Source organism: Escherichia sp. HH26CH, from assembly GCF_009820205.1.
GTDB classification, from domain to species: Bacteria; Pseudomonadota; Gammaproteobacteria; order Enterobacterales; family Enterobacteriaceae; genus Escherichia; species Escherichia coli_F.
Genome location: NZ_VNXM01000018.1, coordinates 1 through 16,216, shown reverse-complemented (window position 1 = coordinate 16,216; position 16,216 = coordinate 1). Strand labels below are relative to the sequence as shown.

The 16,216-nt window shown below is 51.9% G+C and carries 12 protein-coding genes and 2 other RNA genes; 8 read left to right on the top strand and 6 right to left on the bottom strand.

The window, feature by feature from the left end; genetic code table 11:
• Nucleotides 1–102: 102 nt before the first annotated feature.
• Nucleotides 103–1,203, bottom strand: coding sequence for a sodium-potassium/proton antiporter ChaA (gene chaA / locus FQ015_RS06845; protein WP_160523878.1), 1,101 nt, complete (start codon nucleotides 1,201–1,203; stop codon nucleotides 103–105).
• Nucleotides 1,204–1,472: 269 nt separating this feature from the next.
• On the opposite strand from chaA, the gene chaB reads away from it, so the two are divergent.
• A complete protein-coding gene (gene chaB / locus FQ015_RS06840) occupies nucleotides 1,473–1,703 on the top strand; it encodes a putative cation transport regulator ChaB (protein ID WP_001146444.1) in 231 nt (76 codons plus the stop codon).
• Between the two features lie 157 nt (nucleotides 1,704–1,860).
• Nucleotides 1,861–2,556 carry a glutathione-specific gamma-glutamylcyclotransferase gene (chaC, locus tag FQ015_RS06835; protein WP_001295621.1) on the top strand — a complete coding sequence of 232 codons (696 nt, stop codon included), beginning with the start codon at nucleotides 1,861–1,863 and terminating at the stop codon, nucleotides 2,554–2,556.
• A gap of 42 nt (nucleotides 2,557–2,598) precedes the next feature.
• On the opposite strand, the gene ychN is transcribed toward chaC, so the two are convergent.
• Nucleotides 2,599–2,952: a DsrE/F sulfur relay family protein YchN gene (gene ychN, locus FQ015_RS06830; protein WP_001169659.1), complete on the bottom strand. Its 354-nt coding sequence runs from the start codon at nucleotides 2,950–2,952 to the stop codon at nucleotides 2,599–2,601.
• Nucleotides 2,953–3,137: 185 nt separating this feature from the next.
• Here ychN and ychO point away from each other — a divergent pair, with 185 nt between their 5' ends.
• Complete coding sequence (gene ychO / locus FQ015_RS06825; protein ID WP_160523886.1) at nucleotides 3,138–4,532, top strand: inverse autotransporter invasin YchO; 1,395 nt, start codon at nucleotides 3,138–3,140, stop codon at nucleotides 4,530–4,532.
• On the opposite strand, the gene narL is transcribed toward ychO, so the two are convergent.
• On the bottom strand, nucleotides 4,533–5,183 hold the full coding sequence (gene narL, locus FQ015_RS06820; RefSeq protein WP_000070491.1) for a two-component system response regulator NarL: 651 nt from the start codon (nucleotides 5,181–5,183) through the stop codon (nucleotides 4,533–4,535). It lies immediately after the preceding gene.
• Entirely contained in the window at nucleotides 5,176–6,972 is a 1,797-nt protein-coding gene (gene narX, locus FQ015_RS06815; protein WP_160523877.1) for a nitrate/nitrite two-component system sensor histidine kinase NarX, read from the bottom strand. Before narX ends, narL begins: the two co-directional genes overlap by 8 nt.
• A gap of 338 nt (nucleotides 6,973–7,310) precedes the next feature.
• Between narX and narK the strand changes: the two genes are divergently transcribed.
• The 5 genes from narK to narI all read left to right on the top strand — a co-directional run bounded on the left by narK (nucleotide 7,311) and on the right by narI (nucleotide 15,757).
• Nucleotides 7,311–8,702: a nitrate transporter NarK gene (gene narK / locus FQ015_RS06810; RefSeq protein ID WP_000019836.1), complete on the top strand. Its 1,392-nt coding sequence runs from the start codon at nucleotides 7,311–7,313 to the stop codon at nucleotides 8,700–8,702.
• A gap of 392 nt (nucleotides 8,703–9,094) precedes the next feature.
• Complete coding sequence (locus FQ015_RS06805; RefSeq protein ID WP_000032974.1) at nucleotides 9,095–12,838, top strand: nitrate reductase subunit alpha; 3,744 nt, start codon at nucleotides 9,095–9,097, stop codon at nucleotides 12,836–12,838.
• Nucleotides 12,835–14,373, top strand: a complete 1,539-nt coding sequence (gene narH / locus FQ015_RS06800) for a nitrate reductase subunit beta (RefSeq protein WP_000702650.1) — start codon at nucleotides 12,835–12,837, stop codon at nucleotides 14,371–14,373. Before FQ015_RS06805 ends, narH begins: the two co-directional genes overlap by 4 nt.
• Complete coding sequence (gene narJ / locus FQ015_RS06795) at nucleotides 14,370–15,080, top strand: nitrate reductase molybdenum cofactor assembly chaperone (protein ID WP_000571676.1); 711 nt, start codon at nucleotides 14,370–14,372, stop codon at nucleotides 15,078–15,080. Before narH ends, narJ begins: the two co-directional genes overlap by 4 nt.
• Entirely contained in the window at nucleotides 15,080–15,757 is a 678-nt protein-coding gene (narI, locus tag FQ015_RS06790) for a respiratory nitrate reductase subunit gamma (RefSeq protein WP_160523876.1), read from the top strand. Before narJ ends, narI begins: the two co-directional genes overlap by 1 nt.
• Before the next feature lie 168 nt (nucleotides 15,758–15,925).
• Here the strand turns inward: narI and FQ015_RS06785 are convergent.
• Together FQ015_RS06785 and FQ015_RS06780 are read right to left on the bottom strand one after the other, a co-directional pair.
• Nucleotides 15,926–16,057, bottom strand: a non-coding RNA gene (locus FQ015_RS06785) — RtT sRNA.
• A 46-nt stretch (nucleotides 16,058–16,103) separates the two neighbouring features.
• Nucleotides 16,104–16,216, bottom strand: a non-coding RNA gene (locus FQ015_RS06780) — RtT sRNA; the annotation flags it as partial.

Sequence of the window (16,216 nt, the reverse complement as noted above, 5' to 3'; positions counted from 1 at the left end):
CGCAATTCTGATTAACGACCTGTTCAGGTAGTATGAAGAAATACAATAAGCAGGAATTTATATTATCTCCCCCGATTTCTGTCATCGGAGGAGATATAACTGTCAGGCAAATATCGTCATCAAATAGGCGGCAAACAGTGCCAGATGCGCTGCGCCATTGAGCACGTTAGTACGTCCGGTGGAGAAGGAGATATGGCACAGCACTAAAGAGGCCACCATCACCACCATTTCTGGCGCACCAAGTGCAAACTGCAATTCGTTACCCGTCATAAAGGCAATTAGCGTGACGACAGGTACGGTAAGCGAAATGGTTGCTAACACTGAACCAAAGAACAGATTCATCGCGCGCTGGACCTGGTTGTTCAACACTGCTTTTAACGCACCTAAACCTTCCGGCGACAGAATCAACAGAGCCACCAGGAAGCCAGTAAAGGCGACAGGGGCATTCATGCTGTTGAGCAATGTCTCCAGCGGGCTGGCGTTCATTTTGGTGACTGCAATAACGGCAATCAGATGGACAATCAACCAGATAGCATGCCACAGGCTGCTATGGGCAGACGGTTTACCGTGGTGCGGGTCGTCATCATCACTGTCATCTTCGTGCTCGTAGACAAATAAACTTTGATGCGTTTTGGTCTGGATCAGCAAAAATACGCCATACATTGCCGCAGAAATTAATGCTACCAGTAACGCCTGACCGGTTGAAAAATTCGCCACAGGCAGAGCCATTGGAAATACCAGTACGATTATCGCCAGGGGGAACAGCGCAATTAAATACTGCTTGATACCAAACAGATTCATATATTGGGTGGCAAACTTGCGTCCGCCCAACAATAATGAAAAGCCAACTAGCCCACCGGTAACAATCATAATGATTGAATAGAGCGTATCACGCATTAGCGTTGGCGCGGCGTCGCCGGTTGCCATTAAAGCTGAAATCAAACTGACTTCAAGAATAACCACTGAAAGGCTAAGAATAAGCGAACCGTAAGGTTCTCCCAGGCGATGGGCTAATACGTCCGCATGACGGACAACACTAAAGGCGCTACTTAAAATACCAATAAGAGCAAGAAGGTTGATGGCAATGACCACTGGTAGTGTCTGGCTGCTTCCCCACAGGAACAGCACTACCAGCGCCAGAACCGGGAAAATAAGCGAAGTCTCCTTGTGGCGGGTTTTTACCGCCTCTTGAGCATTTGACATTATGGTTATCCCTTTGCAGATGAATTTATCGAAAATGTAAAAAATAGGTAGGAAAAATAACAGAAAGTGTCTGGATATCGGTAACATTTTACGAATTTTTACCCCGCTGTCGATTTTTTACTCATCGGGCCATAAAAATAAGCAATGCGTTTAGACAATGTTTGTTTTAGCGTTTCTTAAGAAGAGTCTGACATGAAAATTCTTATGTTTTGGCAAGAGTGGATATTGTTGACCACACTTAATGTTCAACTTTGTAAAAGGAGTCAACGATGCCGTATAAAACGAAAAGCGATCTGCCGGAAAGCGTAAAGCACGTGCTACCGTCTCATGCTCAGGATATCTATAAAGAAGCGTTCAACAGCGCATGGGATCAATATAAAGATAAAGAAGATCGGCGTGATGACGCCAGTCGCGAAGAAACCGCGCATAAAGTGGCCTGGGCTGCTGTGAAGCATGAATATGCCAAAGGGGATGATGATAAATGGCATAAAAAATCGTAAAACTGGTAGCTTAGTTAAAGCTATTCGTGCGGTGTTGCCTTGCAAGTGGTCCGTGGATTGCATATTGTCCCGTTAATGGTTTCAAAATGAGCAGTAAAAATGTCCGGAAGACACCAAAAAGTTGTCGCAGGGAAGTATGCAGTGGCGGAGGTGTAAGGTGATAACGCGTGATTTCTTGATGAATGCCGATTGTAAAACGGCATTTGGTGCCATTGAAGAATCACTCTTATGGTCAGCAGAGCAACGGGCGGCTTCGCTGGCGGCGACGCTGGCTTGTCGACCTGATGAGGGACCGGTGTGGATCTTCGGTTATGGATCGTTGATGTGGAATCCAGCACTGGAGTTTACCGAGTCGTGCACCGGTACACTGGTTGGATGGCATCGCGCGTTTTGCCTGCGCCTGACCGCCGGGCGCGGGACTGCGCACCAGCCGGGACGGATGCTTGCACTGAAAGAGGGCGGACGCACCACAGGCGTCGCCTATCGACTGCCAGAAGAGACGCTGGAGCAGGAACTAACACTGTTGTGGAAGCGCGAGATGATTACCGGCTGTTATCTGCCAACCTGGTGTCAGCTTGATCTTGATGATGGACGCACAGTAAACGCCATTGTGTTTATTATGGACCCGCGACATCCAGAATATGAATCAGACACTCGCGCTCAGGTCATCGCGCCGTTGATTGCGGCGGCGAGCGGTCCACTGGGAACCAACGCACAATACCTGTTTTCACTGGAACAGGAGCTTATCAAACTGGGAATGCAGGACGATGGGCTGAATGATTTGCTGGTATCGGTAAAAAAACTGCTGGCGGAGAATTATCCGGATGGTGTGTTACGGCCGGGATTCGCCTGAGTAAACTTCCCTCTAGTGGGGCGTCAGACGCCCCCTCAAACATTAAAATGTGAGCACTTTATCGGCTGACAGCGTCCATTGCGCCAGTTCCACAAGAGTACCGATTTCCACCCCATCAATCAGAGGAAGTGTACTAATCCCGCGCCCGTCGGTACAGGTTTTGCACAATTTCACCGGTACATTCTGAGCGGTAAGGATCTCCAGCATTTGCTGAATGTTGTAGCCTTCCCCTGGTTTTTGCCCGCGCAACCCGGCTGTGACCGCATCAGACATCAGGAACAGACGCAGATCCAGATTGTTCTCCTGCTCTCGTAACGCAATGGCCAGCCGCAAGCTGTTAAACAAGGATTCGCTCCCGTAAGGTGCGCCATTGGCAACGATCACGATTTTTTGCATTATTTACTCCTGTATTCAGGGAATTAGACACTGATCTTCTATCTTACTGCTTCTGCAGCGTCTGACCAATCGGTCACATTTTTAAGGATTTTCCTGAAAGCGCGAGAAAATACGACAAAAGTTGCCAGTAATCGTTATTCTTTAAGGCTATGGTTTTTCATTTTTTACCGGAAGTTACCGACGTTTTGAGCCGTTTCGTTCCTCGCATTATTCCGTTTTATTTACTCTTGCTGGCGGCAGGCGGTACAGCTAACGCACAATCTACCTTCGAGCAAAAAGCGGCAAATCCCTTTGATAATAACAATGATGGTCTGCCGGATTTAGGCATGGCTCCCGAAAATCATGATGGGGAAAAACACTTTGCTGAAATTGTGAAAGATTTCGGCGAAACCAGTATGAATGATAACGGGCTGGATACTGGCGAGCAGGCAAAAGCTTTCGCATTGGGAAAAGTCCGCGACGCGCTTAGTCAACAGGTTAATCAGCACGTAGAGTCCTGGCTATCACCGTGGGGAAATGCCAGTGTTGACGTCAAAGTGGATAACGAAGGACATCTCACAGGCAGTCGCGGAAGCTGGTTTGTGCCGTTACAGGATAATGATCGTTATCTCACCTGGAGCCAGCTGGGTCTTACTCAGCAGGATGATGGGCTGGTGAGCAATCTTGGAGTTGGGCAACGCTGGGCGCGCGGCAACTGGCTGGTGGGGTATAACACCTTTTATGACAACTTGCTGGACGAAAATCTTCAGCGAGCAGGCCTTGGCGCCGAAGCGTGGGGCGAATATTTGCGGCTATCAGCAAACTATTATCAGCCGTTTGCTACATGGCATGAACAGACAGCCATACAAGAACAAAGGATGGCGCGCGGGTACGATCTGACGGCCCGGATGCGCATGCCGTTCTATCAACACCTCAATACCAGCGTCAGCGTAGAACAGTATTTTGGTGATCGCGTTGATTTATTTAACTCTGGTACGGGTTATCACAATCCCGTCGCATTGAGTCTGGGATTAAATTACACCCCTGTGCCCTTAGTCACGGTGACGGCCCAGCATAAACAGGGTGAAAGCGGCGAGAATCAAAATAACCTCGGGCTGAATCTTAACTACCGTTTTGGTGTACCACTCAAAAAACAACTTTCTGCGGGCGAGGTTGCCGAAAGTCAGTCGTTACGTGGTAGTCGCTATGATAATCCGCAGCGAAATAATCTACCGACTCTTGAGTACCGACAGCGAAAAACGTTAACGGTGTTTCTGGCGACACCGCCGTGGGATCTAAAACCTGGCGAAACAGTGCCGCTGAAATTACAAATCCGCAGTCGTTATGGTATTCGGCAACTGATTTGGCAGGGCGATACGCAGATATTAAGTTTGACGCCGGGCGCACAAGCCAACAGCGCGGAGGGCTGGACGCTGATCATGCCTGACTGGCAAAACGGGGAAGGGGCAAGCAATCACTGGCGATTGTCGGTGGTGGTGGAAGATAACCAGGGGCAGCGTGTCTCCTCCAATGAGATCACGCTAACGCTTGTCGAACCGTTCGACGCATTGTCAAACGACGAACTGCGCTGGGAACCGTAATCAGAAAATGCGCTCCTGATGCACCCATACTGCTGCTTCCACGCGAGACTTGAGCTTCATTTTCTTCAGCATGTGCTTGACGTGCACTTTTACTGTGCTTTCGGTGATGTCCAGGCGGCGGGCAATCATCTTGTTCGGCAAACCCTGGGCAATCAGCTTGAGAATATCGCGCTCGCGTGGAGTTAACTGGTTAACATCGCGTTCAGTAGTGGCACGGTTAGCGCGCAAGCTGGCGGCCAGAACAGGCGTTAATGCTTCGCTTAATACCATTTCGCCAGCAGCAGCCTGATGCAATGCTTTCAGCAGATCTTCCGGTTCCATATCTTTTAACAGATAGCCATCCGCGCCGCGTTTCAGTGCGGTGACCACATCTTCTTCATGGTTAGAGACGCTGAATACCACAATGCGCCCGGAGAGGGACTTTTCGCGCAGTTTATCCAGCGTTTCCAGACCGTTCATGCCGGGCATATTGAGATCTAACAAGATCAAATCGGGATCAAGAGACTCCGCCAGTTCAATACCCTGTTCGCCATTACTCGCTTCGCCAACCACGGTGATATCTGGTGCCATACTGATAAGCTGTTTTACGCCAGTTCGCAGCATCGGGTGATCGTCAATCAGCAGGATAGTAGCCGGTTCCTGATTACTCATGGGTATCTCCTTGGACGTCTGTGAAAGTTTTTTCGGGAATAAAGGTGACCACCACTTCGGTGCCACCTGATTCACGACGGCGGACGCGGCAATCGCCCCGTAAACTTTGCGCACGGTCGCGCATTATTATCATGCCGTAGTGATTGCTGCGGATGGCATTTTCAGGCACGCCGCAGCCGTTATCCTGGACGGTCAGTTTGACCTGATTATCGTTTTGCGCCACTGTCACCACGACCTCACTCGCTTGCGAATGTTTGAGGGCGTTACTTAATGCCTCACGGGCAATTTGCAACAGATGGATTGCCTGATGCGAAGGCACCAGACGAGGCGGCAATTGATAATCCAGCTTCACCGGGAAGCCAAACCTGGCGCTGTACTCTTCGCAACTCGCCTCCAGCGCCGGACGTAATCCAGGCTCGGTGAGCTGCAAGCGGAATGTGGTGAGCAATTCACGCAACTGCGCCCAGGATGCATTCAGTTCGTTACGGATCTGACTTAACAGTTCGCGGCTGCTTTCTGGCAGCGCATCGCCCTGCATCTGTAAACAACTCACCTGCATCTTCATGCAAGAGAGAGATTGGGCAATAGAATCATGCAGTTCGCGCGCAATGGTGGCACGCTCTTCCATCACGATCAACTGTTGCTGACGTTCCTGATGGCGATCCAGCGCCAGCGTGGCGGTGAGTTGTTCAACCAGGGTATCCACCAGTTGCTGTTGATCATGACTAAGATGACGCCCCTGCGGCAGGGTTGCCAGTAAAATACCGTACTGCGTATGAGAGTCAGCCAGCCGCCACTTCAGGGTTGTGCCGCGATCGCCAACGGGGAGTACACCGCGCGGGCAGAGCTGACAGCCTTTATCATCGCAGGTCATATCTGGCTGGCAGGTAAACTCCTGATGATTCTCTTCATCATCAGTGTCATACACCCGCAGTTCGATATCACGTAGCAGGGTTAAATTCTGTAAGCCGTTGAGTACAGGTGACAGGCGTTCACACAGCGGGGCGCGGGAATGCAAACGGCGGTTGGCCTGCCATAAAAAAGAGAGGATCTGATTTTTATGTTCCAGCCCGGCGGTTTTCTCCTGAACCCGCTGCTCAAGTACGGCGTAACTTTCCGCCAGTTCTGCAGACATATTGTTCAATGCAGTTCCAAGCATAGCCATTTCGTTGCGCCCGCTGATGTTCGCGCGTTGGGTAAAATCGCGATGGCTGACGGCACTCGCCATTGCCAACAACTGCCGCCACGGTTGTAGCAGTCGCGCCCGCAACCAGATAATAGTGAACACCAGTAAAAGTGCCATAAATACCGCCATTACCCGATGGACCAGCACCACTGTCTCAATGCGCATTTCCGTGGTGCGGTCAAAACCAGATACCAGTTGATCAAGCCCGGCAACAAACTGGCTGACATCCGCTGACACCGTTTCGCGGTTTTGTGCACGCACCAGCGCAGGGATCAGTTCATCACGCCAGTAATCTTGTAAACCCTGTAGTTGCGCCAGTTGTCCGTCTCGTTCTGCTGCTCGAGTTAACTCGGCGCTAAATGCCGTTTGTTCCATCTCTTTAATTAAGGGCTTGTCTTTCTCGCTTAATGGCACTGCTGCCAACAGACGGTAACTTTGCATGCGCAGCGATCCCGCTTTGTTGATCGCATGGGCGCTGCCCTGAACGCCTTGTACCAGCCAGCCAGAAACCGCCATCCCCGCCAGTCCAATAGCAGTAGAAAGCAACACAATAAGCGCAACCTGATTAACCAGGGTGAGCGGAGAGAGACAACGTTTAAGCATGTAAACCTCTTCCTTCAGGCTTTAAATGAGCAATAACCTTAATGAATGTGACGATACATTCTGGAATGGCAGTATTCTCGGCTATTGGCTGAGGTATACCCATACCCGGAAAGAGTTACTCCTTATTTGCCGTGTGGTTAGTCGCTTTACATCGGTAAGGGTAGGGATTTTACAGCACCGTGAAAAATCTCATAATTTTTATGAAATCCCTGTACTCACTATGGGTAATGATAAATATCAATGATAGATAAAGTTATCTTATCGTTTGATTTACATCAAATTGCCTTTAGCTACAGACACTAAGGTGGCAGACATCGAAACGAGTATCAGAGGTGTCTATGAGTCACTCATCCGCCCCCGAAAGGGCTACTGGAGCTGTCATTACAGATTGGCGACCGGAAGATCCTGCGTTCTGGCAACAACGCGGTCAACGTATTGCCAGCCGCAACCTGTGGATTTCCGTTCCCTGTCTGCTGCTGGCGTTTTGCGTATGGATGTTATTCAGTGCTGTTGCGGTGAACTTACCGAAAGTCGGTTTTAATTTTACGACCGATCAGCTATTTATGTTGACGGCGCTGCCTTCGGTTTCTGGCGCGTTATTACGTGTTCCATACTCCTTTATGGTTCCTATCTTCGGTGGTCGTCGCTGGACGGCGTTCAGCACTGGTATTCTGATTATTCCTTGCGTCTGGCTGGGTTTTGCCGTGCAGGATACCTCCACGCCTTATAGCGTCTTCATCATCATCTCTCTGCTGTGCGGCTTTGCTGGCGCGAACTTCGCATCCAGTATGGCAAACATCAGCTTCTTCTTTCCGAAACAGAAGCAGGGTGGCGCGCTGGGTCTGAATGGTGGTCTGGGCAACATGGGCGTCAGCGTCATGCAGTTGGTTGCTCCGCTGGTGGTATCACTGTCGATTTTCGCAGTATTTGGTAGCCAGGGTGTCAAACAGCCGGATGGGACTGAGCTGTATCTGGCGAATGCGTCCTGGGTATGGGTGCCGTTCCTTGCCATCTTCACCATTGCGGCGTGGTTTGGCATGAACGATCTTGCTACCTCGAAAGCCTCCATCAAGGAGCAGTTGCCGGTACTCAAACGGGGTCATCTGTGGATTATGAGCCTGCTGTATCTGGCAACCTTCGGCTCCTTCATCGGCTTCTCCGCGGGCTTTGCGATGCTGTCAAAAACGCAGTTCCCGGATGTTCAGATTCTGCAATACGCTTTCTTCGGGCCGTTTATTGGTGCGCTGGCGCGTTCTGCAGGTGGTGCATTATCTGACCGTCTGGGCGGAACTCGTGTCACACTGGTGAACTTTATCCTGATGGCGATTTTCAGCGGCCTGCTGTTCCTGACCTTACCGACTGACGGACAGGGCGGAAGCTTCATGGCGTTCTTCGCAGTCTTCCTGGCGCTGTTCCTGACAGCTGGGCTGGGTAGTGGTTCCACTTTCCAGATGATTTCCGTGATCTTCCGTAAACTGACAATGGATCGCGTGAAAGCAGAAGGGGGTTCTGACGAACGTGCGATGCGTGAAGCGGCAACCGACACGGCGGCGGCGCTGGGTTTCATCTCTGCGATTGGCGCGATTGGTGGCTTCTTTATCCCGAAAGCGTTCGGTAGCTCGCTGGCATTAACGGGTTCGCCAGTCGGCGCAATGAAAGTATTTTTGATTTTCTATATCGCCTGCGTAGTGATTACCTGGGCGGTATATGGTCGGCATTCTAAAAAATAAATCTTAATATTTGATTATCCTTTGCGCGGCATGATGTCGCGCTTTTTTTATGCATCATTTAGTTACAACATACTAATGTTATATGGCTTATTTCGCCGGATTTCATTAAGAGCCATTAATATGTTACCCATGGGGAATACTCCTTAATACCCATCTGCATAAAATTCTTAATAGTTTAAATAACTACAGGTATAAAATGCCTTAATTTACAGTCTTTTATGCTGTAACTGTTAATTATCCTAAAGGGGTATCTTAGGAATTTACTTTATTTTTCATCCCCATCACTCTTGATCGTTATCAATTCCCACGCTGTTTCAGAGCGTTACCTTGCCCTTAAACATTAGCAATGTCGATTTATCAGAGGGCCGACAGGCTCCCACAGGAGAAAACCGATGAGTAAATTCCTGGACCGGTTTCGCTACTTCAAACAGAAGGGTGAAACCTTTGCCGATGGGCATGGCCAGCTTCTGAATACCAACCGTGACTGGGAGGATGGATATCGTCAGCGTTGGCAGCATGACAAAATCGTCCGCTCTACCCACGGGGTAAACTGCACCGGCTCCTGCAGCTGGAAAATCTACGTTAAAAACGGTCTGGTCACCTGGGAAACCCAGCAGACTGACTATCCGCGTACTCGCCCGGACCTGCCAAACCATGAACCTCGCGGCTGCCCGCGCGGTGCCAGCTACTCCTGGTATCTTTACAGCGCCAACCGTCTGAAATACCCGATGATGCGCAAACGCCTGATGAAAATGTGGCGTGAAGCGAAGGCGCTGCATAGCGATCCGGTTGAGGCATGGGCTTCTATCATTGAAGACGCCGATAAAGCGAAAAGCTTTAAGCAGGCGCGTGGACGCGGTGGTTTTGTTCGTTCTTCCTGGCAGGAAGTGAACGAACTGATCGCCGCATCTAACGTTTACACCATCAAAAACTACGGCCCGGACCGTGTCGCTGGCTTCTCGCCAATTCCGGCAATGTCGATGGTTTCTTACGCGTCGGGTGCGCGTTATCTCTCGCTGCTTGGCGGTACTTGCTTAAGCTTCTACGACTGGTACTGCGATCTGCCTCCTGCGTCTCCACAAACCTGGGGCGAGCAAACTGACGTACCGGAATCTGCTGACTGGTACAACTCCAGCTACATCATCGCCTGGGGGTCAAACGTGCCGCAGACGCGTACTCCGGATGCTCACTTCTTTACTGAAGTGCGTTACAAAGGCACCAAAACTGTTGCCGTCACACCGGACTATGCTGAAATCGCCAAACTGTGCGATCTGTGGCTGGCACCGAAACAGGGCACCGATGCGGCAATGGCGCTGGCGATGGGCCACGTAATGCTGCGTGAATTCCACCTCGACAACCCAAGCCAGTATTTCACCGACTATGTGCGTCGCTACACCGACATGCCGATGCTGGTGATGCTGGAAGAACGCGACGGTTACTACGCCGCAGGTCGTATGCTGCGCGCTGCTGATCTGGTTGATGCGCTGGGCCAGGAAAACAATCCGGAATGGAAAACTGTCGCCTTTAATACCAATGGAGAAATGGTTGCGCCGAACGGTTCTATTGGCTTCCGCTGGGGCGAGAAGGGCAAATGGAATCTTGAGCAGCGCGACGGCAAAACTGGCGAAGAAACCGAGCTGCAACTGAGCCTGCTGGGTAGCCAGGATGAGATCGCTGAGGTGGGCTTCCCATACTTTGGTGGCGACGGCACGGAACACTTCAACAAAGTGGAACTGGAAAACGTGCTGCTGCACAAGCTGCCGGTGAAACGCTTGCAACTGGCTGATGGCAGCACCGCACTGGTGACCACCGTTTATGATCTGACGCTGGCAAACTATGGTCTGGAGCGTGGCCTGAACGACGTTAACTGTGCAACCAGCTATGACGATGTGAAAGCTTACACCCCTGCGTGGGCCGAGCAGATTACCGGCGTTTCTCGCAGCCAGATTATTCGCATCGCCCGTGAATTTGCCGATAACGCTGATAAGACCCACGGTCGTTCAATGATCATCGTTGGTGCAGGTCTGAACCACTGGTATCACCTTGATATGAACTATCGCGGTCTGATCAACATGCTGATTTTCTGCGGCTGCGTCGGTCAGAGCGGTGGTGGCTGGGCGCACTATGTAGGTCAGGAAAAACTGCGTCCGCAAACCGGCTGGCAGCCGCTGGCGTTTGCTCTTGACTGGCAGCGTCCGGCGCGTCACATGAACAGCACCTCTTATTTCTATAACCACTCCAGCCAGTGGCGTTATGAAACCGTGACCGCAGAAGAGTTGTTGTCGCCGATGGCGGATAAATCCCGTTATACCGGACATCTGATCGACTTTAACGTCCGTGCAGAACGTATGGGCTGGCTGCCGTCTGCGCCGCAGTTAGGCACTAACCCGCTAACTATCGCTCGCGAAGCGGAAAAAGCGGGCATGAATCCGGTGGATTACACCGTGAAATCCCTGAAAGAGGGTTCTATCCGTTTTGCGGCAGAACAACCAGAAAACGGTAAAAACCACCCGCGTAACCTGTTCATCTGGCGTTCTAACCTGCTCGGTTCTTCCGGTAAAGGTCATGAGTTTATGCTCAAGTACCTGCTGGGGACGGAGCACGGTATCCAGGGTAAAGACCTGGGTCAGCAGGGCGGCGTGAAGCCGGAAGAAGTGGACTGGCAGGACAACGGTCTGGAAGGCAAGCTGGATCTGGTGGTGACGCTGGACTTCCGTCTGTCGAGCACCTGTCTCTATTCCGACATCATTTTGCCGACGGCGACCTGGTACGAAAAAGACGACATGAATACTTCGGATATGCATCCGTTTATTCACCCGCTGTCTGCTGCGGTCGATCCGGCCTGGGAAGCGAAAAGCGACTGGGAAATCTACAAAGCCATCGCGAAGAAATTCTCCGAAGTGTGCGTTGGTCATCTGGGCAAAGAAACCGACATCGTTACGCTGCCGATCCAGCACGACTCTGCCGCTGAACTGGCGCAGCCGCTGGATGTGAAAGACTGGAAAAAAGGCGAATGCGACCTGATCCCAGGTAAAACTGCACCGCACATTATGGTCGTAGAGCGCGATTATCCGGCAACTTACGAACGCTTTACCTCTATCGGTCCGCTGATGGAGAAAATCGGTAACGGCGGTAAAGGGATTGCCTGGAACACCCAGAGCGAGATGGATCTGCTGCGTAAGCTCAACTACACCAAAGCGGAAGGTCCGGCAAAAGGCCAGCCGATGCTGAACACCGCAATTGATGCGGCAGAGATGATCCTGACGCTGGCACCGGAAACCAATGGTCAGGTAGCCGTGAAAGCCTGGGCTGCCCTGAGCGAGTTTACCGGTCGTGACCATACGCATCTGGCGCTGAATAAAGAAGACGAGAAGATCCGCTTCCGCGATATCCAGGCACAGCCGCGCAAAATCATCTCCAGCCCGACCTGGTCTGGCCTTGAAGATGAACACGTTTCTTACAACGCCGGTTACACCAACGTTCACGAGCTGATCCCGTGGCGTACGCTCTCTGGCCGTCAGCAGCTGTATCAGGATCATCAGTGGATGCGTGATTTCGGTGAAAGCCTGCTGGTTTATCGTCCGCCGATCGATACCCGTTCGGTGAAAGAAGTGATGGGTCAGAAATCTAACGGTAATCCGGAAAAAGCGCTCAACTTCCTGACACCGCACCAGAAATGGGGTATCCACTCCACCTACAGCGACAACCTGCTGATGCTGACTTTAGGTCGCGGTGGTCCGGTGGTTTGGTTGAGTGAAGCCGATGCCAAAGAGCTGGGTATCGCCGATAACGACTGGATTGAAGTCTTCAACAGCAACGGTGCACTGACTGCTCGTGCGGTTGTCAGCCAGCGTGTTCCGGCAGGGATGACCATGATGTACCACGCGCAGGAACGTATCGTTAACCTGCCTGGTTCAGAAATCACCAGTCAGCGCGGCGGTATTCATAACTCGGTCACCCGTATCACGCCGAAACCGACGCATATGATCGGCGGCTATGCCCATCTGGCATACGGCTTTAACTACTACGGCACTGTAGGTTCTAACCGCGATGAATTTGTTGTAGTGCGTAAGATGAAGAACATTGACTGGTTAGATGGCGAAGGCAATGACCAGGTACAGGAGAGCGTAAAATGAAAATTCGTTCACAAGTCGGCATGGTGCTGAATCTGGATAAGTGCATCGGTTGCCACACCTGTTCAGTGACCTGTAAAAACGTCTGGACCAGCCGTGAAGGCGTGGAATACGCGTGGTTCAACAACGTGGAAACCAAGCCGGGCCAGGGCTTCCCGACCGACTGGGAAAACCAGGAAAAATACAAAGGCGGCTGGATCCGAAAAATCAACGGCAAACTTCAGCCGCGTATGGGTAACCGCGCCATGCTGCTGGGTAAAATTTTCGCTAACCCGCATCTGCCGGGGATCGACGATTATTACGAGCCGTTCGATTTTGACTATCAGAACCTGCATACCGCGCCGGAAGGCAGCAAATCGCAGCCGATTGCCCGTCCACGTTCGCTGATTACCGGCGAACGGATGGCGAAAATCGAAAAAGGGCCAAACTGGGAAGATGACCTGGGCGGTGAGTTTGACAAACTGGCGAAAGACAAGAACTTCGACAACATCCAGAAGGCGATGTATAGCCAGTTCGAAAACACCTTCATGATGTATTTGCCACGCCTGTGCGAACACTGCCTGAACCCGGCATGTGTGGCGACCTGCCCGAGCGGTGCGATTTACAAGCGTGAAGAAGATGGCATCGTCCTGATCGACCAGGACAAATGCCGCGGCTGGCGTATGTGCATCACCGGATGCCCGTACAAAAAAATCTACTTCAACTGGAAGAGCGGTAAGTCTGAGAAGTGCATCTTCTGCTATCCGCGTATTGAAGCGGGTCAGCCGACGGTGTGCTCTGAAACCTGTGTCGGTCGTATCCGTTATCTTGGCGTGCTGCTGTACGATGCCGACGCGATTGAACGTGCAGCAAGCACCGAGAACGAGAAAGATCTCTACCAGCGTCAGCTGGACGTGTTCCTCGATCCGAACGATCCGAAAGTCATCGAGCAGGCGATTAAGGACGGTATTCCGCTGAGCGTTATTGAAGCCGCACAGCAGTCGCCGGTTTATAAAATGGCGATGGAATGGAAACTGGCGCTGCCGCTGCATCCGGAATATCGCACACTGCCGATGGTCTGGTACGTGCCGCCTCTGTCGCCGATTCAGTCTGCGGCAGATGCGGGCGAGCTGGGCAGCAACGGTATTTTGCCAGACGTCGAAAGCCTGCGTATCCCGGTACAGTATCTGGCGAATCTGCTGACCGCCGGTGATACCAAACCGGTACTGCGCGCGCTGAAACGTATGCTGGCGATGCGTCATTACAAACGTGCTGAAACCGTTGACGGTAAAGTTGATACCCGTGCGCTGGAAGAGGTCGGTCTGACCGAAGCTCAGGCACAGGAAATGTACCGTTATCTGGCAATTGCCAACTACGAAGATCGCTTTGTGGTGCCGAGCAGTCACCGTGAACTGGCGCGGGAAGCCTTCCCGGAGAAAAATGGCTGCGGCTTTACCTTTGGTGACGGCTGCCACGGTTCAGATACCAAATTCAATCTGTTCAACAGCCGCCGTATCGATGCCATCGACGTGACCAGTAAAACGGAGCCGCACCCATGATCGAACTCGTGATTGTATCGCGTCTCCTTGAATATCCGGATGCTGCCTTATGGCAGCATCAACAAGAGATGTTTGAGGCGATTGCTGCGTCGGAAAATCTGTCGAAAGAGGATGCCCATGCGCTGGGCATTTTCCTGCGCGATTTAACAGCGCTGGATCCGCTGGATGCTCAGGCCCAGTACAGCGAACTGTTCGACCGTGGTCGCGCCACGTCGTTGCTGCTGTTTGAGCATGTTCACGGTGAATCCCGCGATCGCGGCCAGGCAATGGTTGACTTGTTGGCACAGTATGAGCAGCACGGTTTGCAATTGAACAGTCGTGAATTACCGGATCATCTGCCGCTGTATCTGGAGTATCTGGCGCAGCTGCCGCAAAGCGAAGCCGTGGAAGGTTTGAAAGATATCGCGCCGATTCTGGCGTTGCTGAGCGCGCGTCTGCAACAACGTGAAAGCCGTTATGCCGTGCTGTTTGATCTGCTGCTGAAACTGGCGAATACCGCTATCGACAGCGACAAAGTGGCGGAAAAAATTGCTGATGAAGCGCGCGACGATACGCCACAGGCGCTGGATGCCGTCTGGGAAGAAGAGCAGGTTAAATTCTTTGCTGACAAAGGCTGCGGTGATTCAGCAATCACTGCTCATCAGCGTCGCTTTGCCGGTGCCGTCGCGCCGCAATATCTGAATATCACCACCGGAGGACAGCACTAATGCAATTCCTGAATATGTTCTTCTTTGATATCTACCCGTACATAGCCGGGGCCGTCTTCCTGATTGGTAGCTGGCTGCGCTATGACTACGGGCAGTACACCTGGCGCGCGGCATCCAGCCAGATGCTGGATCGCAAAGGGATGAACCTGGCGTCGAACCTGTTCCATATCGGAATTTTGGGGATTTTTGTCGGCCACTTCTTCGGTATGCTGACGCCGCACTGGATGTATGAAGCGTGGTTGCCAATTGAAGTGAAACAGAAAATGGCGATGTTTGCTGGTGGTGCCAGCGGCGTGCTGTGCCTGATTGGCGGCGTGCTGTTGCTGAAGCGTCGTTTGACCAGCCCACGCGTACGAGCAACGACTACTGGGGCGGACATCCTGATCCTGTCGCTACTCGTTATCCAGTGCGCACTGGGCCTACTGACCATTCCGTTCTCCGCCCAGCATATGGACGGTAGCGAGATGATGAAACTGGTTGGCTGGGCGCAGTCGGTGGTGACCTTCCATGGTGGCGCTTCTCAACATCTTGATGGTGTGGCGTTTATCTTCCGTCTGCACCTGGTGCTGGGGATGACGTTATTCCTGCTGTTCCCGTTCTCGCGTCTGGTGCACATCTGGAGCGTACCGGTGGAGTATCTGACACGTAAGTATCAGCTGGTGCGCGCTCGCCACTAAGTGAATTTTAGTTCACACAGACCCTGCTTCGGCGGGGTTTTTTTATGGGTACGCTGCGGAGTGATTCGCTTATCTGACCTATAGGGGAGGATATTGTAGGTCCGGTAAACGCGGTGCCACGGGGCAAATTAGCTTGAAGTAACAGGTTTTGAGTATTTAAGGGTGTGATGGTGGTGGGGGAAGGATTACTCAGCGCTGCGCGCTTCGCCCTACGGGTCGTTGCCTGCGGCAACGCTCTCTCGCTGGCGCTCGAGTCGAACCTTAGTCGAAGCTTCTCATCCTTCCCCGCATGGGCAGAATATTTAATTGTGGATTTGTTGGGGATTTCAGGAACTTTTGAAAGTGATGGTGGTGGGGGAAGGATTACTCAGCGCTGCGCGCTTCGCCCTACGGGTCGTTGCCTGCGGCAACGCTCTCTCGCTGGCGCTCGAGTCGAACCTTAGTCGAAGCTTCTCATCC